The sequence below is a fragment of the Listeria grandensis FSL F6-0971 genome, from assembly GCF_000525835.1.
In the GTDB taxonomy this organism is placed as follows: Bacteria; Bacillota; Bacilli; order Lactobacillales; family Listeriaceae; genus Listeria_A; species Listeria_A grandensis.
The window spans coordinates 635,250-655,835 of the sequence record NZ_AODD01000002.1; the positions used below are offsets into that span (position 1 = coordinate 635,250).

18 protein-coding genes and 4 pseudogenes are annotated in these 20,586 nt (G+C 41.3%); 2 read left to right on the top strand and 20 right to left on the bottom strand.

Annotated features, from left to right (window positions below):
* Positions 1–54: 54 nt before the first annotated feature.
* The 3 genes and pseudogenes from hrcA to lepA all read right to left on the bottom strand — a co-directional run bounded on the left by hrcA (position 55) and on the right by lepA (position 4,266).
* Entirely contained in the window at positions 55–1,092 is a 1,038-nt protein-coding gene (gene hrcA, locus PGRAN_RS03665) for a heat-inducible transcriptional repressor HrcA (protein ID WP_036065124.1), read from the bottom strand.
* 135 nt (positions 1,093–1,227) lie between these two features.
* Positions 1,228–2,356, bottom strand: a pseudogene (hemW, locus tag PGRAN_RS03670) (radical SAM family heme chaperone HemW).
* An 86-nt stretch (positions 2,357–2,442) separates the two neighbouring features.
* The gene (lepA, locus tag PGRAN_RS03675; RefSeq protein ID WP_036065126.1) at positions 2,443–4,266 is read right to left on the bottom strand and encodes a translation elongation factor 4; all 1,824 of its coding nucleotides are present in this window, start codon (positions 4,264–4,266) and stop codon (positions 2,443–2,445) included.
* Between the two features lie 244 nt (positions 4,267–4,510).
* Between lepA and rpsT the strand changes: the two genes are divergently transcribed.
* Positions 4,511–4,765, top strand: coding sequence for a 30S ribosomal protein S20 (gene rpsT, locus PGRAN_RS03680; RefSeq protein WP_036065130.1), 255 nt, complete (start codon positions 4,511–4,513; stop codon positions 4,763–4,765).
* A gap of 88 nt (positions 4,766–4,853) precedes the next feature.
* Here rpsT and holA read toward each other — a convergent pair whose 3' ends face one another.
* The 12 genes and pseudogenes from holA to PGRAN_RS03740 form a co-directional block, all read right to left on the bottom strand.
* On the bottom strand, positions 4,854–5,888 hold the full coding sequence (holA, locus tag PGRAN_RS03685) for a DNA polymerase III subunit delta (protein WP_036065132.1): 1,035 nt from the start codon (positions 5,886–5,888) through the stop codon (positions 4,854–4,856).
* A 72-nt stretch (positions 5,889–5,960) separates the two neighbouring features.
* A complete protein-coding gene (locus tag PGRAN_RS03690; protein ID WP_338151697.1) occupies positions 5,961–7,931 on the bottom strand; it encodes a DNA internalization-related competence protein ComEC/Rec2 in 1,971 nt (656 codons plus the stop codon).
* A gap of 423 nt (positions 7,932–8,354) precedes the next feature.
* Positions 8,355–8,793 (bottom strand): annotated as a pseudogene (locus tag PGRAN_RS03695) (ComE operon protein 2); the annotation flags it as partial.
* Positions 8,794–8,862: 69 nt separating this feature from the next.
* On the bottom strand, positions 8,863–9,483 hold the full coding sequence (locus PGRAN_RS03700) for a ComEA family DNA-binding protein (protein WP_036065138.1): 621 nt from the start codon (positions 9,481–9,483) through the stop codon (positions 8,863–8,865).
* Between the two features lie 106 nt (positions 9,484–9,589).
* Entirely contained in the window at positions 9,590–10,321 is a 732-nt protein-coding gene (locus PGRAN_RS03705) for a class I SAM-dependent DNA methyltransferase (RefSeq protein WP_036065141.1), read from the bottom strand.
* A 314-nt stretch (positions 10,322–10,635) separates the two neighbouring features.
* Positions 10,636–10,992: a ribosome silencing factor gene (rsfS, locus tag PGRAN_RS03710; RefSeq protein WP_036065143.1), complete on the bottom strand. Its 357-nt coding sequence runs from the start codon at positions 10,990–10,992 to the stop codon at positions 10,636–10,638.
* A 3-nt stretch (positions 10,993–10,995) separates the two neighbouring features.
* Positions 10,996–11,571, bottom strand: a complete 576-nt coding sequence (gene yqeK / locus PGRAN_RS03715; RefSeq protein WP_036065144.1) for a bis(5'-nucleosyl)-tetraphosphatase (symmetrical) YqeK — start codon at positions 11,569–11,571, stop codon at positions 10,996–10,998.
* A pseudogene (locus PGRAN_RS03720) lies at positions 11,564–12,133 on the bottom strand (nicotinate-nucleotide adenylyltransferase). Before PGRAN_RS03720 ends, yqeK begins: the two are co-directional and overlap by 8 nt.
* Before the next feature lie 14 nt (positions 12,134–12,147).
* Positions 12,148–12,438 (bottom strand): ribosome assembly RNA-binding protein YhbY, encoded by a 291-nt coding sequence (gene yhbY / locus PGRAN_RS03725; RefSeq protein ID WP_036065146.1) that lies wholly within the window; start codon positions 12,436–12,438, stop codon positions 12,148–12,150.
* Positions 12,438–13,259 (bottom strand): shikimate dehydrogenase, encoded by an 822-nt coding sequence (gene aroE, locus PGRAN_RS03730; protein ID WP_036065148.1) that lies wholly within the window; start codon positions 13,257–13,259, stop codon positions 12,438–12,440. Before aroE ends, yhbY begins: the two co-directional genes overlap by 1 nt.
* Before the next feature lie 16 nt (positions 13,260–13,275).
* On the bottom strand, positions 13,276–14,376 hold the full coding sequence (yqeH, locus tag PGRAN_RS03735; RefSeq protein WP_036065150.1) for a ribosome biogenesis GTPase YqeH: 1,101 nt from the start codon (positions 14,374–14,376) through the stop codon (positions 13,276–13,278).
* Positions 14,373–14,894 (bottom strand): YqeG family HAD IIIA-type phosphatase, encoded by a 522-nt coding sequence (locus tag PGRAN_RS03740; RefSeq protein ID WP_036065152.1) that lies wholly within the window; start codon positions 14,892–14,894, stop codon positions 14,373–14,375. The genes yqeH and PGRAN_RS03740 overlap by 4 nt, the downstream gene beginning before the upstream one ends.
* A 183-nt stretch (positions 14,895–15,077) precedes the next feature.
* On the opposite strand from PGRAN_RS03740, the gene PGRAN_RS03745 reads away from it, so the two are divergent.
* Positions 15,078–16,883 (top strand): M3 family oligoendopeptidase, encoded by a 1,806-nt coding sequence (locus tag PGRAN_RS03745; protein WP_036065154.1) that lies wholly within the window; start codon positions 15,078–15,080, stop codon positions 16,881–16,883.
* Between the two features lie 60 nt (positions 16,884–16,943).
* On the opposite strand, the gene mtnN is transcribed toward PGRAN_RS03745, so the two are convergent.
* The 5 genes and pseudogenes from mtnN to PGRAN_RS03770 all read right to left on the bottom strand — a co-directional run bounded on the left by mtnN (position 16,944) and on the right by PGRAN_RS03770 (position 20,523).
* Positions 16,944–17,645: a 5'-methylthioadenosine/S-adenosylhomocysteine nucleosidase gene (gene mtnN, locus PGRAN_RS03750; RefSeq protein ID WP_036065155.1), complete on the bottom strand. Its 702-nt coding sequence runs from the start codon at positions 17,643–17,645 to the stop codon at positions 16,944–16,946.
* Between the two features lie 67 nt (positions 17,646–17,712).
* Positions 17,713–18,346, bottom strand: a pseudogene (locus PGRAN_RS03755) (YrrS family protein).
* A gap of 234 nt (positions 18,347–18,580) precedes the next feature.
* Entirely contained in the window at positions 18,581–19,057 is a 477-nt protein-coding gene (gene greA / locus PGRAN_RS03760) for a transcription elongation factor GreA (protein ID WP_036065297.1), read from the bottom strand.
* 186 nt (positions 19,058–19,243) lie between these two features.
* A complete protein-coding gene (gene udk / locus PGRAN_RS03765; protein ID WP_036065156.1) occupies positions 19,244–19,876 on the bottom strand; it encodes a uridine kinase in 633 nt (210 codons plus the stop codon).
* Entirely contained in the window at positions 19,873–20,523 is a 651-nt protein-coding gene (locus tag PGRAN_RS03770; RefSeq protein WP_036065157.1) for an O-methyltransferase, read from the bottom strand. The genes udk and PGRAN_RS03770 overlap by 4 nt, the downstream gene beginning before the upstream one ends.
* Between the last annotated feature and the right edge of the window lie 63 nt (positions 20,524–20,586).

Here is a 20,586-nt window from a genome sequence, read left to right on the forward strand (position 1 = left end):
TGCGCTACTTTTTCTTTTTTTGTTTTTTTTGTTCAGACACGTTTGTCACCTCTTCTATTTTTGATTATCATGATAAAGCCTTGTTAACACAGTTGTTAAATCCCGACTTACTAGGTCAACTAAGCCCATCATGCGGTCGTATTCCATCCGTGTCGGGCCTAGGAGGACGATGCCTCCTACATGTTCATTGGCAATGCTGTACGTCGCAGTAATAATACTACAATCGTCCATCAAATGGTTATTTATCTCCGTACCAATTTTAACATGAAGGCCTTGAGGTATGTCAGAAAAGAGCTGGTAAACATCTTTTTCCTGATCCATCAACCGTAGCAATTCTCGTACCTTGGCAAAATCGTGAAATTCTGGCTGGTTCAAAATATTAGTTTTCCCGCCAAAATACACTTTTTCCTTACTGATTTGTTGGAACGAATCCTTCAAAATCGAAAGCATTAACTCATGATTTACCACGTTGCTCCGCAGTAAATCGGACACTTCTGCTGGAATCATCGAATTCATTTGATCAATCGGGAGCCCAACTAAGCGCTCATTTAAAATGTTGACGACTCGCTCCATATCACTCGGTGTCATCGTTTCTGGAATTGTTACCACGTGGTTGTCAATATGACCTTGATCGGTAATCAGAATTAACATCGCTTGATTTCTGTTGATTGGTACAAATCGGAAACCACTCAATCGATTCTGCTTTGACGCAGGACCGAGTAAAATCGATGTATAATTCGTTAAATCAGATAACATCAAGGCTGACTTTTGAATAAGCTGCTCCATTTCAAAGTAAGTCTCTGAAAAAAGCGATTGAACAGACATAATATCCTGCTTCTTCAACTTCTGTGGCTCAAGTAAATAATCCACGTAAAAACGATAACCTTTCTCAGATGGGATACGTCCTGATGAAGAATGCGTCTTTTCAATAAATCCATATTCTTCTAGCACACTCATCTCATTACGGATCGTCGCTGAGCTAAACGGTAAATTATTCTCCTTCAGCAAATTCTTAGATCCAACTGGTTGCACAGTCTCGATGAAATGGTCGATAATGGCACGAAAGATCAACAATTGCCTCTCGGTTAACATATCTATCACCTCTTTTTAGCACTCGATAGGTTTAAGTGCTAAATACAATTATAAATTTACCACTCCGATTGTCTGCTGTCAACAAAAAACACTCGATTTCAGACTAAAGTAGTAATTAGCCGAAACCAAGCGCCATTATAAAAATTCTTGAAAAACGTTATTGCCCAAAAAGCGTCCTCTTCTCGTGAGTCGCACACTTTCTTGCGTCGATTCTAGCCACCCTTTTGTGAACGTTTTATCGATGGCATGTGCAAATGTTGTATCTAATGACTGACCAAATTTCGTTTGAAAATGCGCCTTATCCACTCCAGCGACTTTTCGCAAACCGAGAAACATCTCCTCTTCCATCTTTTCTTTCAAGGTCAACTCTTTTTGTTGAAAGATCGGTAATTCATTATTTTGTAGCGGTTGCATGTATTTTTTCAATGGGCCGTAGTTCGCATAGCGATTTTCGCCCACATAGCCATGCGCCCCAGCACCGAAACCATAGTAGTGCTCGTTGCTCCAATAGACGATATTGTGCTTGCTTTCAAAGCCCGGTTTCGCAAAATTACTGATTTCATACTGTTTGCGACCATATTTCTCCATCGTGTTCATCAATGTTTCATACATATTCGCCTCCGCATCCTCACCAGGGAGGAGGAGCTTTCCTTTTTGCATCAAGTTGTAGAAAATTGTCTTCGGCTCGATGATGAGCGAATACGCCGAGTAATGCGGTAAATCCAGAGCAAGCGCCTTCGTCAATGTGTCTTCGAAATCCGCTTCTGTCTGACCAGGCAAACTAAAAATAAGATCAATACTGACATTCTCGAAACCTACCTGCTTAGCGTTATTCACCGATTGGTAAACATCATCGACTGTGTGGATGCGCCCAATCTTCTTGAGCAATACATTATTAAAACTCTGAACCCCCCATGCTAAGCCGATTCACACCATGGTCTTTCATGACTTGCAACTTGCTTAGGGAAAGATCCCCTGGATTCGCTTCAAAACTAAACTCCGCCCCTTCCACGATTGGAAAAATCCGCAAAATAGCAGAACAAAGCTTAGCTAACTGCGCCTCGGTAAGCGTCGTCGGTGTTCCGCCCCCCACAAAAACAGTCTCCACAGGGTCCATTGATTGCTTGTCGGTCACCATTTCCATCTCTTTAATCAACAAATCAACATATTCATCGACCGGTTGCCCCTCTAAAAAAACCTTATTGAAGTCACAATAATAACAAATATGTTCGCAAAAAGGGATGTGGATATATACCGCAGTCATTTTTATACACTCTTTTCTTTAAGGAGAAAAAGCGAACTTCGCATGCCCCACGTGAACAAGTTAAAGTCGCTTTTTCCGCCGATTCTTTATTTATCGTCCATTTTCAAGATTGCCATGAAGGCTTCTTGTGGTACCTCTACGGAACCAATGGATTTCATACGTTTCTTACCTTCTTTTTGTTTTTCTAAAAGTTTCCGTTTCCGTGATACATCTCCGCCATAACATTTAGCCAATACGTTTTTACGGAGCGCCTTAATCGTTGAACGTGCCACAATTTTCGTACTGATCGCTGCTTGGATTGGCACCTCAAACTGTTGCCTCGGAATGAGTTCTTTTAGTTTTTCAACGATGATTTTTCCGCGATCATAAGAGAAGTCTCTGTGTACAATAAAGCTAAGCGCATCGACTTTCTCATTATTTAGCACGATATCCATTTTCACCAGTTTCGATTCACGGTAGCCAATCAGCTCATAGTCAAACGACGCATAGCCTTTTGTACCGGATTTCAACTGATCGAAAAAGTCATATACGATCTCTGAAAGTGGCATTTCATAAATAACGCTCACACGGATATCATCGAGGTACTCCATCGTCATAAAGTTCCCACGCTTATTCTGCGCAAGCTCCATTACCGCACCAACATAATCATTTGGCACCATAATCGTTGCTTTGACATAAGGCTCTTCCACAGAATCAATCACGCCGGGTTCTGGCATTTCAGCAGGATTATCAACAACCGCCTTCGAGCCATCTGTTAAGTTCACGTGATAAATAACACTCGGTGCTGTTGTAATCAAATCAATGTTAAACTCCCGCTCAATCCGTTCTTGAATAATTTCCATATGGAGCAAGCCAAGGAAACCGCAACGGAAACCAAAACCTAGCGCCTGAGAAGTTTCTGCTTCATACTGTAATGCCGAGTCATTTAATTCTAATTTTTCAAGAGCATCACGTAAATCATTGTATTTTGCTGAATCAATCGGGTACAAACCGCAGTACACCATCGGATTTAACTTCCGATAACCAGGTAATGCTTCTGCTGCCGGATTGTTGGCAAGCGTAATCGTATCCCCAACACTCGTATCACTAACGTTCTTGATTGCAGCCGTTAAATACCCAACATCCCCGACCATCAATTGGTCTCTTGGTGTGGACTTCGGAGTAAAGACCCCAACCTCAGTTACTTCAAATTCACGCCCATTAGCCATCATTCGAATCTTGTCGCCAGCCTTCACGGAGCCTTCCATCACACGAATATTCGCTATAACACCACGGTAGGCATCAAAAACAGAGTCAAAAATAAGCGCTTTTAACGGAGCATCAATATCTCCCGTTGGTGCAGGAATTTTTGCAACGACTTGTTCTAGAATATCTTCAATACCAATCCCTGATTTCGCGGAAGCAAGGACAGCATCCGACGCGTCGAGTCCAATCACATCTTCAATTTCCGCGCGAACCCGTTCTGGTTCTGCAGCTGGAAGATCGATTTTATTAATAACCGGCATAATTTCCAGATCATTATCGAGCGCCAGATAAACATTAGCAAGTGTTTGCGCTTCGATACCTTGTGCCGCGTCCACTACTAAAATAGCACCCTCACATGCTGCTAAACTACGCGATACCTCATATGTGAAATCGACATGCCCTGGTGTATCAATCAAGTGAAAGATATATGTTTCGCCGTCTTTGGCTGTATACGATAATTCCACCGCGTTCAATTTAATCGTAATACCACGTTCTCGTTCTAAATCCATCGAATCGAGCAGTTGCGCCTTCATTTCACGATGTGTGAGCGCATTTGTCATTTCTAAAATACGATCGGCAAGCGTTGATTTACCATGATCAATATGTGCTATTATCGAAAAATTTCTTATTTTCTTTTGTCTTTCTAGCATTTCTTCTTTCTTCATTTCTCCAGCTCCCGAATTCGAACTCATCTTATTAAAACGATGGCAAGCTAAGATAGATTATATCAGTCGCGCTCGCTATTTTCAATCACTTCCGCCTTTTTTTACAAAAAAATAAATAAATTAGTAAAGTAATATTGCAATATCTGCTGTGTTTAGGTATAATAACATTTGTTCTAGTGTAATTTTGAAGGGTATGGTATATATTATAGATACTACCTCATAATTTTGGGCGGAGGTGAATGAAATGCCAAATATTAAATCAGCAATCAAACGTGTAAAAACAACTGAAACTCGCAACAGCCGCAACACATCTCAACGTACTGCGATGCGTACAGCTGTTAAGAAATTCGAACAAGCTGTAGAAAACAATGCAGACAACGCGAAAGATCTATATGTTGAAGCTAGTAAAAAATTAGACGGCGCGGTTAGCAAAGGTCTACTTCACAAAAACAATGCAGCACGCAATAAATCTCGCTTAGCTAAAAAACTAGCTAAATAATACGATTGTAAATCGCAAAAACATCGCACTGTCGTGTGGTGTTTTTTTGTTTGTCTAGGGACAGGAAACCCTAGACAAAACCCAACGATCACTTCACTTGTTTCTGCTTCTGGTCTTGTAGCGAGAACAAAAACCATTCTAATTTCTGTGCTTTATCCCCGTAACCTGTCTTCATTTCATAATCCATTTCTGCCAACCTTTCGAGTGTTGCTGTCAATTCTTGATATGAAAAACTTTTTGCTTGTCGCGCACCAATTTTGACTCTAAATGGGTGAACTTTCAATTTTTGAGCAACCTGCTGTTGGCTGAAGCCTTGTTTTTCTAATAATTTAATTTGAGTCAGCAAACGGAATTGACTAGCAATCAGCGCCAATATTTTTATTGGCTCTTCTTTTTGCTTTAGCAGATCATAATAAATACTTAGCGCCCCACTTATGTCTAGAGCGATCATTTTGTCGAGCAACAAAAAGATATTTTGCTCGAGCGATCGCACAACAAGTCCCTCCACATCTGAAACGCGGATTATACGCTCCTCTAACTTATAGAGCATTAGTTTATCTAGCTCATTCATCACTGTTGTTAATTGGCCACCTGTCAGCTCTATTAATCGATCTGTCGCAACACTATCCATTTGAAAATCATTTGTGTTGCTGATTTCTTGCAACCATTTCTTTAACTCGGCTTCATTAGGTCGCTTAGCATCAATGACTGTCGCTTGTTTTTTTAGCAGTTTTGTCAATTTTTTTCGTTCATCTAGCTTTTCTACCCGAGCGATGATGACCAAAATGGAGTAATCTACTGGTTCATTCAAGTAATCTTCTAATCGTGCAGTCCGGTGCTCTATTTTACTCTTCGCCTTCTCCGTTGTCACAAAAGAAGGATTAGCCGCAATGATGAGTCGACGGTCACCGAAGAATGGTATTGTTTCAGCTTCCTCAATAACTTGCTCAATTGCCGTTTCATCTAAATCAAAATTGGCATAATTAAAATCAGTATCTTCTGCATCTAAAATATTGGCAACCAGACGCTTCTTTGTTTCGTTGATAATATAGTCTTCTGTTCCAATAATCAAGTATACAGATGCAAATTGTTTTTTCTCTATCTTCTTCCATTCTGCAATCATGATTCGTCCTCGCCTTCTCAATAATATCTCTATCCATCGTAAATCAAGAAGACGTATTTCGCAAGTGCTAAATCATTCTAAGCCAAAAGTAAAGCCTTTTGAAAAAGTGTATATAATCTCTCCTTGTAAATCTGTACGGTAGATGGTTGTATTTGCTTTTTCTAGCGTTTCTAAAGTTTCTTCTCGCGGGTGTCCGAAGCGATTATTCAGTCCGCAAGAAATGATAGAGATTGTTGGTTTTACCTGTTCGATAAAGGCTGGTGTCGTAGATGTTTTGCTGCCGTGATGCGCAACTTTTAAGATATCAGCCTTTATTAATGGATTTTCGAGTAATGCGAGCTCCGTTTCCTTCTCAATATCTCCAGTAAATAGCCATCTTTTATTATCTAGAACCGCTGTTATGACAATGGAATCGTTATTACCACCTTCGCCTTTTTGTATAGGGCTAATAACTTGAAACGTAGCATCCCCTTTCATCCAACTATACCCTGCTAATACCGCTTTTTGAGGAATCTTTGGGAGTGCTTTTAAGGCTTTTTGCATAATACTTTTTGTTTCCCCACCTTCTGCATAGACTAGTTCTTTAATATGCATAGCTCCGCCGACATCAATCAGTCCTTCCATGTGGTCTGCATCACTATGCGTCACAATTAACTTATCTAGTGTCGAAATCCCATTCGCTTTTAAAACGGGCGTCACGATGTTCTTTCCAACCGAAAATGGCTCTTTTCTTTCTGCCCACTGCTCTTTTTCAAAAGCCATTTGGCCACCTACGTCAATGACATAATTGCCCCTATTCCAAGGAAGTTGGATCAAGACGCTATCTCCTTGACCAACATCAATAAATGACACTTTTCCCGTAAAATTAAACGTGCCTAAAAAAAGGCATATACATACAGGGATTAAATAACGATATGCTTTTCCTGTTTTCTCCCATTTGTAAAAGAAATAGAAAGTGAGCATAATGAGCAATACCAACGAAATATTGCTAGGCCTGCCTGTAATCCAGGTTGTAAATGGGATCTTTTGTAGCACGGTGGCAAGTGCTTCAGATACGGTAACCGCTACTTTCATCATAGTTGATGGTATAGCGAGCATGATTGGCATTAGATTCATGAAAAATATTGCTAGAAAACTAAGCGGTAAAAGAATAAAGGTAAATAGCGGTACATACAAGATATTTAGAAATACACCAACAATAGAAAATTCATAGAAATGGTAACTCATGATCGCAATTCCAGATACGGTAGAGATCAAGGATATATAGAGGGTATTTAGTAGGGTAGAAGACGTCTTTCGCATGATCTTTCGCCCTGATAGAATAATTGCGAAAGAAACAGCATACGAAAGCTGAAATCCGATTTCGAAGACACAATATGGATTGAATAAAAAGACAAAAATAAAGCTAAAGCATAGCGCTTGAAGCGATGTAACTCGAACTGGTGATAACCTGCCAGCCATTAAGCAAATTGTCATAATTGCAGCACGAACAACTGGTGCATTGCCGCCGGTCATGAGGCAATATAACGGCAATAAACAGATCATCATGATCGCCGTTTTCTCAATTTGAAATCCTAGACGACGTAGTACTAATAAAAAGCCAGCAACAATAAGATTAACATGTAACCCAGAAATAGCCAATAAATGAACTACTCCCAAGCGTTGATAGCTTTCATAAACCGATGTATCTACATAAGATCGATCGCCGTAAACAAGTGATGCTACATACGGTGATATTTTATTATCCATTTCTGCATCTATTTTTTCCAATTGATTTTTCCGAAAATTTTTCAAAGTATAGAGCCATGTGGCGCTTTTCGAAGTAACTGGTTGGATCATATTTGCTTTGAGTAGCCAGTGAATGTGCTTCCTATACAAGAATGCTTGGTAGTTGAATTGGTCTTGATTCCGATTCTTTTCTGGTGCTTCTAATTCGGCATTGACATGTAGCTGATCACCGTATTTCAGCTTTTTAAGCGCTTGTTGCTCTTGTTCACTTGTCATTTTGTAACTTAGTTGAAATCGTTCATCTTGATATACCACTTGTGCTCGAAAAGCATCGCCATCAATTACGATACCATCGCTTAAAGTGACTACAGCTTCCAGTGCACCAGCTTCATGCTGCGAACGGTTCTGACTATCTGCAAACCAGAAAAAAAACGCCTGCTACAAGCGTAAGGCTGAAAAAAACTACTAGCTTAGAACGCTTAAAAACGAGCGAAATAATCAGTAACACGCCAAGTAACAGGAGGGTTTTCACCGAGATAAAAACACATATTACAGCGAGGATAATAGCGATTGTTGCCGTCAAATATAGACGCTCTATAATCCTCACCTCACTTTATTTCAAAAATTGTTGTCGTAGCCTATCTTCTAGGTGTAAAATAGTCTCTTGTGAAACGTCTTCTTGTTGTAAAACTTCTTGCACAGTCTGGATAACGGTCTGTTCCATCTGAGCCGTATTGTTTAGCACGTGTTCATCGAAGGGCACTTTTTTAACAACGACACCGGCACGCTCAAAAAGTTCAATCGCATAAGGATGATTTTTATAGTCTTTCGCATAATAAACCGCTTTAATCCCTGCTTGTATAATGGATTTACAACAAGCAACACAAGGAAAATGTGTGACATACATCTCTGCATTATCCGTCGATGCACCAAATTTAGCACATTGAAGTATCGCGTTCATTTCGGCATGGATCGTACGAATACAATGACCTTCCACGACGTAGCAGCCCTCTTCATCACAATGATCCCCACCAGCGATCGAACCGTTATATCCACCTGCAATAATACGTTTATCACGAACAATTGTTGCTCCGACCATAAGGCGTGTACAAGTACTTCTAGAAGATATTAGATGGCTTTGCGCCAAAAAGAATTGATCCCAAGCTATTCTTTGCATATTTGTCGCTCCTTTAAAGGTTGATGCTTTAAGTATATGCTTTTCGAATTCGCCTCGTCAACAGCTTTATCACTCGACTGTAATATGTTCGCTTAATCGTTCTACTGTTTTCGCACCAATTCCTGACACTTTCGCAAGGTCTTGAATGGTCGTAAATAGCCCTTCTTTTTCGCGGTAGTCTACGATAGCCTGTGCCTTGACCGCTCCGATTCCCGGAATGGTTTGTAGAGCCGTAATATCTGCTGTGTTGATATTTATTTTTTGAGTATCACTACTAGTGGTTGTGTCCGATCCCGCCGTTGTTACTGGCTGTAGTCCTTCTTCCCCTACTTTCCCAGCGTAAATAACCATTTCATCTGTTACTTTTTGCGCCATATTAAGGAGCCGCACATCAGCTTCTGGAGACAATCCTCCTGCTTTTAAAATCGCGTCCTTCACACGGCTATCCGCTGCCAATTCATAGACTCCTGGCTTGTTAACAGCCCCTTTCACATCTACAATCAGCTTCTTGTTTGCAGCGATTTCGGGTGTTTTCTCCGCTTTTGTTGTAGGCTCCTCTTTGGCTACAACGGATGTCGGCGCAACAGGTTGTTCTTCTTGATCTTGCGCAAAAAAGAACAGACCAACAGCAACTAATAACACACCTATACCAATGATGTATTTCTTATATGCTTGCCATTTCTCCATCATATTTATCACCTGCCTTTAGTATTTATATTCGCTCTTTCTTCCATTTATCCTTTGTTGTCGCAATTTCCCTTCCAACATAAAAAAAAAGAGAAATGACAGGTAAAAGTCATTTCTCGCATATGAAAAAGATTCTTTCGCTTGTTTTTGTGGGTTCAAAATCCGTAAAATCAGCGCAAATTTTTATTTTACTAAATCCAGCATCATGGATCGCTTTTTGGTACCATTCCACAGGATACGTACGTTCTTTATGTAATTCATCGTATCGATGATAGCTTCCATCTAGATTTTGTTTAAAAAACGTCAGCTCATGTTCCACTGAATGAGGAAACTCACCTTCGAAAGAGTTCCAAATACAAGAAATTTCTTCGTCGCTATCCCCATAACTATAATTTTTAAAAAGATGATCGATTTTGTAAACAGAATGGACATCAAATAAAAAAACACCATCCGCTTTTAGGTTCTTGTAGACGCTCAGCAGAGTGCCATGCACAGCTTCCTCGGTTTCTAAATAGTTCAATGAATCGCAAAAGCATGTGACCAAATCGTAGTCGCCCAGTTGCTCCATTTCCGACATGTCTTGTTGTAACAATAATATCGAGACATCTTCTTGAAACGCTTTGTCACTCGCTACACTCAGCATTTCTTCTGACAAATCAATGCCTGTCACTTCGAAGCCACGCTTAGCCATACGTACAGCAAGCTCAGCAGTCCCACAAGCGACGTCAAGCACTTTTCCACCTTTCCTCGGTAAATAAGGCGTTGCGAAGGTAAACCAGTTGTCGTACAGCTCCTCGTCCATCAGAGCGTCATAGAAATTTGGAAAATATTCATAACTCATATGTAATTTCTCCCTTCGTAACAAAAAGTCAGGGACATAACTCAAATAAACCGGCGACAAGCTCTCGCATTTGGGGGGATTTGGCGGACTTACCGCTTAACTTCTCACATGGTCGGAAAAACTACTCCCTCCTATTGTCAGTCAGCATGTACAGCACACACTCTGTTTTCGGCTTACACCAAATCCCCTGAATACAAACGCTCTCGTTCGATTTGCGACTAGCAAAATTCACGTCCTACCCGAAAAGATGGGATTCGTGATTTTCTGCTTATTTTGTCAAAAAATGAGGTTTGTCCCATTCTCCTTCGTTTTAATTATATCGTGAAGGCTTCGCGTACATCTTCTAACGGAGCGTCTCCCCAAAGTTTTTCTAAATTATAGTAGCTACGTTCGTCTTTATGGAAAACATGGACTATCACATCGCCCAGATCAAGTAAGACCCATTTAGCAGCGTCAAAGCCTTCTAAACGTTTGATATCTACGCCATTTTCATGCGCTTGTTCTTTAATCTCTTGGGCAATAGCTTGTACTTGTTTGTCGGAATTACCGTGACAAATGACGAAATAATCGGCAAATGCGGATAGCCCTTGCATATTTAACGCCAGAATGTCCTCTGCGCGCTTGTCGTCCGCCGCTTTTGCGGTTAACATTAATAAATCATGACTTTTCAATAGTTATACCTCACCTTCAAATTGTAAACGTGCAAAATAGTTGTAAGCTTCGAATGTATCTGGAAAAATGGGTTGTCTTTTCGTAACTAAAAACGTGATTGTATTCGACAAAGCAAATAGCATAGCGTTATCTAAAGAATCAAAAGAAAGTCTGCGAGCTTTGTATACGCCTGGAAATGAGCGATTTGGTTCTGTGTAGTCTGCCAAATACAGAATTTTATCCAATGTGCTCATCGCTGCGTTACCAGTTGTATGACAAGCGATTGCACTTAGGATAACCTCGTCCTCTACACCAAATTTTGTTTTCGCGAAAAACGCGCCAACTGGTGCATGCCACAATTCTTGATTGTACGTAAACAGTTTCGGATCCATTTTTTGCTCCACCATGATGCCCATCATTTCTTCTTTGTTCATGTATTTTGCATAATCATGTAAAAGAGCTGCTGTGCTTGCTTGATCGCGGTCAATTTTGTAATGATCAGCAAGTTCTAGCGCTGTTTTTTCGACGCCAAGCGTGTGGACATAACGTTTCTCTGGCATTGCTTCTCTCAGTGCTTCCAATACTTCTTCTCTATTCATATAAATGATGCTCCTTTATATACTTGCTTACTCGATTTGGAACGTAGTAGTCGATCGGCAAACCGGCTTTCAAACGTTCCCGCAACATCGAGGACGAAATATCCATCGCTGGAACACGAATCTCCGCAATAGCATAGAGCGCATCCCCATCGTAATGAGTCGATTAACGCCAACAAAGTTCACAAGTTTTATCAGTTCATTAATATGATACCACTTCGGCAGATATTCAACCATGTCTCCGCCAATTATAAAGGAAAAAGCGGCATTTGGAAACTCCTTTGTCATCTCAATCATCGTATCATACGTATAAGACTTGCCAGATCGGCGCATTTCGCGATCATCCACTTCAAAAAAAGGAATTATCTGAAATAGCGAGTTCGATCATTTTTAATCGATTGGCATTGCTTGTAAGCCCGCTCTCTTGTTTGTGCGGGGGAATCGCATTCGGTAAGAAAATAATTTTCTCAAGGCCTAGTTTAATACGAGCTTCGTTCGCGATTATTAAATGGGCGTGATGTGGGGGATCAAACGTGCCACCTAAAATACCGATTTTTGCTTTCAAATCAGAACACCTTCTTACGGCAGTTGGATTTGTTTTTTATTTTTTGACTCTTTGTAAAGAATAATCGTGCGACCGATAACTTGGACGACTTCGGAGCCAGAACGCGCACTGACCATTTCGGCAACCTCTTCTTTTGGTTGCTCGCAATTTTGTAAAATCGAGATTTTGATTAATTCGCGAACTTCAATGGCTTCTGCGACGTGTTTAACCAAATTTGGCGATACCCCACCTTTTCCAACTTGAAAAATGGCGTCGATATCATGAGCTTCTTTACGTAAAAAACGTTTTTGTGTATTTGTTAGCATTATTTTCCTCCTATTTCTTGCAATACAATGTTTCGCATGAGATTGCGGTCTGCTTCTATTCCTGTCCATAATTGGAACGCAATCGCTGCTTGGTTGACGAACATCGGTAGACCATTTTGAATCGTGGCACCGCGCGACTTCGCTATTTTTAAAAATGGTGTTTCCGCAGGATTGTAGATGATATCGGAAACAATGGTTCCAGCAGTTAGATTATCTAATGTGATCGGAAGTTCTGCGTTCTCTTCTGTGAGCCCAGCTGAGGTTGTCTGAATAACGATTGTAAAAATAGCGAGATTCGCTTCGGCCTCGGATAAACGCATGGCTTGATGTCGCGTCCCCACCACCATTTTCTCTGCTTTTTCCACTGTTCGGTTCGCCACCACAATATTGGCTTCTGTATGGTGAGAAAGTGCTTGAAATATCGCCTTGCTTGCACCACCAGCACCAAGTATTAAAATTTGATCGGCGTTTGTAATCGGTCTAATACTCCTCAATCCTTCTAGGTAACCGGCACCATCCGTATTGTAACCCGTCCAGCGACCGTCTTTTACAACGACCGTATTTACCGCAGCACAAGCTTCTGCTTCAGGATCAAGCACATCTAAAAACGGAATAATCGCCTCTTTGAACGGGCTTGTAATATTAAAACCACTGATACCAAGCGCCTTCAAGCCTTGAATAGCGGCAGTGAAAGTTTCTTTTGTTATTAAAAATGGAACGTAACTTGCGTCCAAATGGTTCTTTTCAAGTAAAGCAGTATGCATAGCAGGCGACAACGAATGCGCAATCGGATTTCCGATGACACAATATAACTTTTTCATAGACGCGAAAGCCTCCTTATACAATTGAGCGACGAATGCTGACGTTAACACCTTCTGGAACCCAAGCAGTCACTTTTGCGCCGCCTTCTAGGACGGTGATCCAACCAAGTCCAGAGAAAACGATATCGGCTTTTTCTTTGACCGAAAAAGTGTACGGAACAAGCTTCGGCAAAGTCTCGATATCCGCTTCACCCGGTGGTTGTAGCAGTTTCCCGGCCTGTGTTTCATACAGGTGATCGGCCTTTTCGAGCTTCGTTCGGTGAATCATCAGATTATTAGACGTGTAGACAACAAAAGATCTTCTACCACCACTTGTATAGTCAAATCGTGCTAAAGCGCCAAGGAAAAGTGTTTGTTCTTCGTTGAGTTGAAATACGACAGGTTTGATTTCTTTTTTCGGTGATACGATTTTGAGTGTGTTAGCATCGATCACGTGCGCGATTTGGTGATGATTGATAATTCCCGGAGTGTCTACAAGAACACTACCATCTGAAAGTGGAATTTCGATTTTATCCAGTGTTGTGCCTGGGAATTGCGATGTCGTAATCACATCATTTTCCCCCGTCGCAACTTTAATAATTCGGTTGATAAGTGTTGATTTCCCAACATTCGTACAACCGACGACAAAAACATCACGACCCGCGCGCTCTTCTTCAATTTTCTCAAGTAAGGCGTCAAAGGAATGCCCTTTTTCCGCGCTAACTAGTACGCAATCCGTTGGTGCTAGGCCGAGTTCGCGAGCACGACCACGCATCCACTGCGTCAATCGTTCGCGTTTCAATGATTTAGGCAACAAATCGGCCTTATTACCGACAAGCAAGACCGGATTATTCCCGACAAAGCGGTGCAAACCTGGCAACCAACTGCCGTCAAAGTCAAAAATATCGACCACGTAAACGATTAGCGCTTGTTTTGTTCCTAATTGGTTTAATATTTTTAAAAAATCATCATCGGTCAGCGGCACATCTTGAATTTCATTATAATGTTTCAATCGGAAACAACGCTGGCAAATAATATCTTCTTTCTCAAGTGATGATTCTGGCGCGTAGCCTGGTTTTGTTTTATCAGTTGTTTGAATCACGGCTCCACAGCCAATACATCTTAGTTCTTCGATCACAGAGAATCCTCCCATTTTAATTCTGATTTTTTAGCTAGTCTCTTTAAAATAATGCGCTCCATAAAGCGATTAAACTTCGTTGCAAAGCCATCTGTGTCTTTTACTGGTCGCACAAAGATGGTCGTCAATTTTTGGCGGTTACCACCGAATATATCTGTCATAATTTGATCGCCAATCATCACTGTTTCCTCCGGCGCCGAGCCCAGATCGTTCAGCGCTTTTTGAAACGAGGTAGAAAGCGGCTTTTTCGCTTTTGCTAAATAAGGAATCTTGGTTGCGATAGCCACACGTTTCACACGTTCTTCATTATTATTAGATACGATCATAACTTTGATGCCTTCTTCTTCTAAAACACGAAACCAGTTGGAGATCTCATCGGTTGCATCCAATTGATCCCAAGCGAGTAACGTATTGTCTAAATCTGTTAATACCGTCGTTTTCCCCATTTTTCGCAATTGGTCCGCGGTAATACCAAATGGCGATGTTAACATTTTATCCGGTGAGAAATTTTTTAGCAAAATAGGCACCTCTTTTTGTTTAATTGGTTAAAAAGCGAATTTGACATCGTCCAGCTATACGCTAGGGCAGTCACACTTACATCTAATCCTTATAAATTTTAACATCTTTCTGCTTATTTTACAAAAAAATCTGTGATAAGTGCTATAATAAAGTGGAAAATACCGAAATCTAGGGGGATTATTATGTCGAAAAACTATGCTTTAATCTGGGATTTAGACTCGATTTATTCGGGTGGTAGTGGCTCCGCGGCGCTCACCGAAACACTTGCCGACACAACGGAAAAAATAGCATTATTTAAACAAGCGGTCAGTGATTGGCCGATTCCTGAAAATAAAGATGATGTAAGCGAATTTTTACTGTTAATCAATCAAAATGCCGTGATTACAAAACAACTTATGAACGCAGCTGCTTTTCTTGAGTGTCTCTCATCAGCAGATACGCGCGATTTGAAAGCTGTCGAATTAACCGGCGACGTCTACCGACAATTATCGGACTTAGAAACGATCGAAAATGAATGGCATGAGAAATTCGCCCTCGTTCCTGACACGCTGTGGACTTCCCTGCTACAAGAAAATGGCTTGGATGAAATCGCCTTCGTCTTAAATGAAGCTCGCGACAACCGTAAGAAAAAAGGAACGCGCGAAGAGGAAGCGGTCATTAATGCGCTAAATGTGGACGGCTATCGTGGTTGGTCTGATCATTATGATACAGTAGTTGCGACTATTCGTGTGCCTGTTGTCATCGATGGGGAAGAAAAATTGGTCTCCGCCGGTCAAGCCTTGAATTTATTAAGCCATCCTGATCGAGCCGTTCGTGTCGCTGTTTTTGAAGCATACGGAAAAGCATGGCAGGAAAAATCTCAACTATTTAGCGATACGTTAAACCATTTAGCCGGTTTCCGCCTTGCTGTTTACCGTACGCGCGGATGGGATAATGTCTTATCTGAACCGTTAGATATCAACCGTCTTGACGAGAAAACGTTGACAACAATGTGGGATGTCATCGAAAGAAACAAACCAACTTTTGTGTCGTTTTTAAATCGGAAAGCCAAACTATTTGGCATCGAAAAATTAAGTTTCCATGATGTTTTCGCGCCACTTACCCTAGATTCCGAACCGAAAAAATATACGTACCAAGAAGGTGCCGATTTTATTTTGACACAGTTCGCAAAATTTAGTCCTAAAATGGCAACGTTCGCCAAACATGCATTTGAGCAGCAATGGATTGAGGCGGAGGATCGTGATAATAAGCGTCCAGGTGGATTTTGCACAGACTTCCCCGAAGAGAAAGAAAGCCGTATTTTTATGACATATGATGGCGCTCCTGGAACTGTCGCCACACTGGCACATGAGCTGGGGCATGCCTTTCATTCTCACGTCATTCGCGAGGAGCCTTTCGAAAACACCAACTACGCCATGAATGTAGCCGAAACCGCTTCTACTTTTGCTGAAATGATCATTGCAGATGCGTCTGTGAAAGAGGCCGCAGCAAAAGAGGAAAAAATTATTCTTTTGGAAGATAAAATTGGCCGGAGCATCGCCTTCTTCATGGATATTCGCGCTCGGTTCCTATTCGAAACACGTTTCTACGAAGCTCGCAAAGAAGGAATCGTATCTGCTGATCGCCTGAATGCTTTGATGGAAGAAGCCCAGCGTGAAGCCTATAAAGACGCGTTATCCGAATACCATTCACAATTTTGGTCATCTAAATTGCACTTTTACATTGCCGATGTGCCATTTTATAATTTTCCGTATACGTTCGGTTACTTGTTCTCCCTTGGTATTTATCACCAAGCACTTGCAGAAGGAAGTAGCTATGAAGACAAGTATATCGCCTTATTGAAAGACACTGGCGCGATGACAACCGAACAACTCGCACAAAAGCATCTTGATATCGATTTAACAAAGCCTGATTTCTGGGAAAGTGCCTTAGAAATTGCAGTTGGAGATGTGGAAGAGTTCCTTGCATTAACAAATGACTTGGTTTAAATAACGAATGCCCGCCGATTCTCAAGATCTAAATCGGTGGGCATTTTCAAATACCTAGCGTTACAATTGTTCCAACAGTTTCACGATACATGCAGAAGAATTTCTCGCTGCCGTCACCAAAAATTCGTCAAAAGAAACACTAGCCTCGCTATCCGCAACATCTGAAAGCGCACGAACAATCAAAAATGGTACATCAAACTGATACGCAACTTGGGCAATCGCGCAAGCTTCCATTTCTACCGCTTTGACCTCCGGGAAGAATGTCGTAATCAGCTCTCGTTGATCTGGGCGGTGAATGAAGGAATCCGTTGTCACCACAAGCCCGTATACCGCCTTATTTCCTTCCGAAAAATTTTCTTGGTAAATTTGCTGTGCTATCCGCATCGCCGCGTCATCGCCCTGATAGAGCGCCGGCATCTGTGGTACTTGCCCATATGTATAACCAAATGCGGTTGCATCCACGTCGCCATATGCTAAGTGGTCGGAAATAATCACATCCCCAACCTCCAGATCAGCCCCAATACCACCAGCAGATCCTGTATTTATAATTAATGAAATATCATAATGATCACACAATAACGTCGTCGACAGCGCTGCATTTACCTTACCAATTCCCGATTTTAGCAAAACAACCTCTTTGCCAGCTAGTTCACCAACATAAAAAACCGCCCCTGCAATCGTCGTCTCCACACGCTTCGTCATTTGATCACGTAAAATCGTTACTTCTTCTTCCATCGCGCCAATAATCGCTATTTTCTCCATTCTAATGTACCCTCCCATTTAAAAAAACTGTGCTTCGAAGGGATAATCATCCAAAGCACAGCATCTTCTAATTTTTCTTATCGTTCGTTTTCAGTTCTTCTACCTTCGTTGGTTTCCAGCCTTCGCCATCTACCCAAGTAATATATACGCGGAAAGCTGTGTCTGGGTCTGATTTGGTTGTGACAGTCCCAATCGATTGCGTGGCTGGGTCTTCACCGCGACCTACATACCAAATAGTCATATCACCCTTGTCAATGCCAGTGGCTTTCGAAAATGCGTTTACTTTTTCTTCCCAATCCTGACTCTTCATTTCATAGGAATTCACGTGATCGCCCTTTTGCTCCGTTCCAACAGGTTTCCAATCTTTTTTGATAACTTGTGACACATTGGGATCATCACTTTTTTCCGTCGTCTCTTTTGGTTTTTCGGCCTCTTTTGGCTTTGTATCGTCCTTTTTCGCCTCGTCTGCCTTTTGTGTCTGCTCCGTTTTTGATTTTGTCTCTGTCGGTTCTTTCGAATCATCAGCCGTTAAAAAAAAAAACAAGCCACAAAACACCAACAATTGCTAAGGAAACTAATATAATAAGTACATTCAATGTAATGCCTGTTCTTTTATGCTTGCTATTATGCTCCGAACGTGATGCCTCTACTTGATTTTCGGCAATGCGTCGCTGCTCATCCTTTTGTGATTTCTTGTCCATTATGCCACCACCTTACATCTGTCTGGGGAAGCGAGAACGGCTTATTTTCGTCGTTAAAGACCTCCGTTCCAGTGCTCACATACTCCAGTATGCTCCGCCCTGTTACTCCCCTTTGCCTAGAATCTAAGCCATTCTCGCTTCTCCAGAGGTTTTGCGTTACTTTCTTGTTTTCCTGTTGTTCATCGCTAGGAAAATTCCCCTCCTATGAATGCAAGCAACCGGATCTTCCTTATGTTAAGCGCTAATTTTTGTGATCTTGACGTTCATTTCGCCACCTGGTGTTTGGATCGATACTTCGTCGCCTTCTTTGCAACCTAATAATGCTTTTGCAATCGGTGAGTCGTTGGAGATAAGGCCTTCGAATGGATCTGCTTCTGCACTACCAACGATTGTGTACGTTTCTTCGTCACCATTTGGTAGTTCTTTGAAAGTAACAGAATTTCCTAGCGCTACCTCGCCACTCATCGCACTTGCATCAATGATTTGGGCGTTTCGGATCATGTTTTCAAGCGTTGTAATGCGACCTTCTACGAAAGCTTGCTCGTCTTTTGCTGAATCGTACTCGGAGTTTTCCGAAAGATCGCCGAAGCTACGGGCAATTTTAATACGTTCTACGACTTCTTTACGCTTTACTGTTTTTAAATCAGTTAGTTCATTTTCTAATTTTGCTTTACCTTCTAATGTCATTGGGAATACTTTTTCTGTAGCCAAATTCTTTCTCTCCTTCATCATTATGTTATTTAGAAAAGTACGGAAAGTTTTTGCCTCCCGCACCTCAACATGTATTTACTTTACGCCTGAAAGATTAACACGATTATCAGGAAATGTCCAGCAAATTTTTGTCCAATAGTGAAATTTTATCTTAATTCACGTGTAATTACAAGTCGTAGCGTTGTATCATCGCTTTGTTTCTAGAATTGCAGCTACTTTTGTAGTCATTAAATCGATGGCAACTTTGTTTTCGCCGCCTTCTGGTATGATAATATCAGCATACTTTTTTGTTGGTTCAATGAATTTTTGATACATCGGTTTTACCACGGTTAAATATTGCTCAATAACGGATTCCATCGTCCGACCGCGCTCGTTTACATCGCGAACCATCCTTCGTAAAATCCGAATATCGTCATCTGTATCCACATATACTTTGATGTCCATTAGATCGCGTAACCTTGGATCTTCCAAAATTAAAATACCTTCCAAAATGATAACTTCTCTCGGTTCTTGGTGTATAATTTCGCTCGAGCGTGTATAAAGTTCGTAATCGTATACGGGTTTATCAATCGCCTCATAATGTAATAGCTGTTTTACATGACGAATCAAAAGATCTGTATCAAAAGCGAGCGGATGATCATAATTCGTTTTTAAACGTTCTTCAAAAGCCATCTCAGCTTGGTCTTTATAATAAAAATCTTGTTCTAACATCAAAATCGAATGCCCTGTGAAATGATCATAAATCGCTTTGCTGACACTTGTTTTCCCCGAACCGCTACCTCCCGTTACACCAACTACTATCGGCTTTTTCTTCGTCACTTTGCGCCTTCCTTTCTGCGACTAATCGCAAGGCCATCCCCAAGTGGAACAGTCGTCGTAATGAAATCTGGATTTTGTAAAAGCCAATCATTAAACTCGCGCATCTTTCTCGAAACGCGCTGTTTCTGTTGCGCTCGTGGGGAATCGTGCAATGCCAACCCTTTGAAAAGTACATTATCACTATAGATCACGCCATTTGGTGCTAATTTATCGATATATACATTAAAAAACTTGGCGTACTGCGCTTTAGCTGCATCGATGAAAATCGCATCAAAATTCTCTTTCTCTAGTACGATCGAACTGTCTTCTAAAGCATCCATGAGCAGCACCTCAATCCGATTCTCAGCGCCAAAAGCCCGCACATTATGCCATGCTCGCTCATAACGAACTGGATCGCGTTCCATTGTAACGATATGTACATCCGGCAAGGCATCTGCCATTCGAAGCGCGGAATAGCCAATCGCCGTTCCTATTTCTAAAATCCGCTTAGGTTGCTGAATTTGCATAATCTGTAACATGAAATGCATCGAGTCGACTTCCATAATTGGTACTTCATTTTCCTTTGCATAAGCTTCCAATTCCATGAAAAACGGCTTGCGTTCTGGAATATGTGAAAGCAAGTAATTATGAATTAACGTATCATTCACTGCTCTAAATCCCCTTTAATAGACCAATGATAAGCGCCTGCCCCCCGCGCCCTATTCCAGACG

Excerpts from the sequence above, each read along its gene's own strand:
- hrcA (WP_036065124.1), bottom strand. The coding sequence starts at position 1,092 with ATGTTAACCGAGAGGCAATTGTTGATCTTTCGTGCCATTATCGACCAT.
- lepA (WP_036065126.1), bottom strand. The coding sequence starts at position 4,266 with ATGAAGAAAGAAGAAATGCTAGAAAGACAAAAGAAAATAAGAAATTTT.
- rpsT (WP_036065130.1), top strand. The coding sequence starts at position 4,511 with ATGCCAAATATTAAATCAGCAATCAAACGTGTAAAAACAACTGAAACT.
- holA (WP_036065132.1), bottom strand. The coding sequence starts at position 5,888 with ATGATTGCAGAATGGAAGAAGATAGAGAAAAAACAATTTGCATCTGTA.
- PGRAN_RS03700 (WP_036065138.1), bottom strand. The coding sequence starts at position 9,483 with ATGATGGAGAAATGGCAAGCATATAAGAAATACATCATTGGTATAGGT.
- PGRAN_RS03705 (WP_036065141.1), bottom strand. The coding sequence starts at position 10,321 with ATGAGTTATGAATATTTTCCAAATTTCTATGACGCTCTGATGGACGAG.
- yqeK (WP_036065144.1), bottom strand. The coding sequence starts at position 11,571 with ATGAATAGAGAAGAAGTATTGGAAGCACTGAGAGAAGCAATGCCAGAG.
- yhbY (WP_036065146.1), bottom strand. The coding sequence starts at position 12,438 with ATGCTAACAAATACACAAAAACGTTTTTTACGTAAAGAAGCTCATGAT.
- aroE (WP_036065148.1), bottom strand. The coding sequence starts at position 13,259 with ATGAAAAAGTTATATTGTGTCATCGGAAATCCGATTGCGCATTCGTTG.
- PGRAN_RS03745 (WP_036065154.1), top strand. The coding sequence starts at position 15,078 with ATGTCGAAAAACTATGCTTTAATCTGGGATTTAGACTCGATTTATTCG.
- mtnN (WP_036065155.1), bottom strand. The coding sequence starts at position 17,645 with ATGGAGAAAATAGCGATTATTGGCGCGATGGAAGAAGAAGTAACGATT.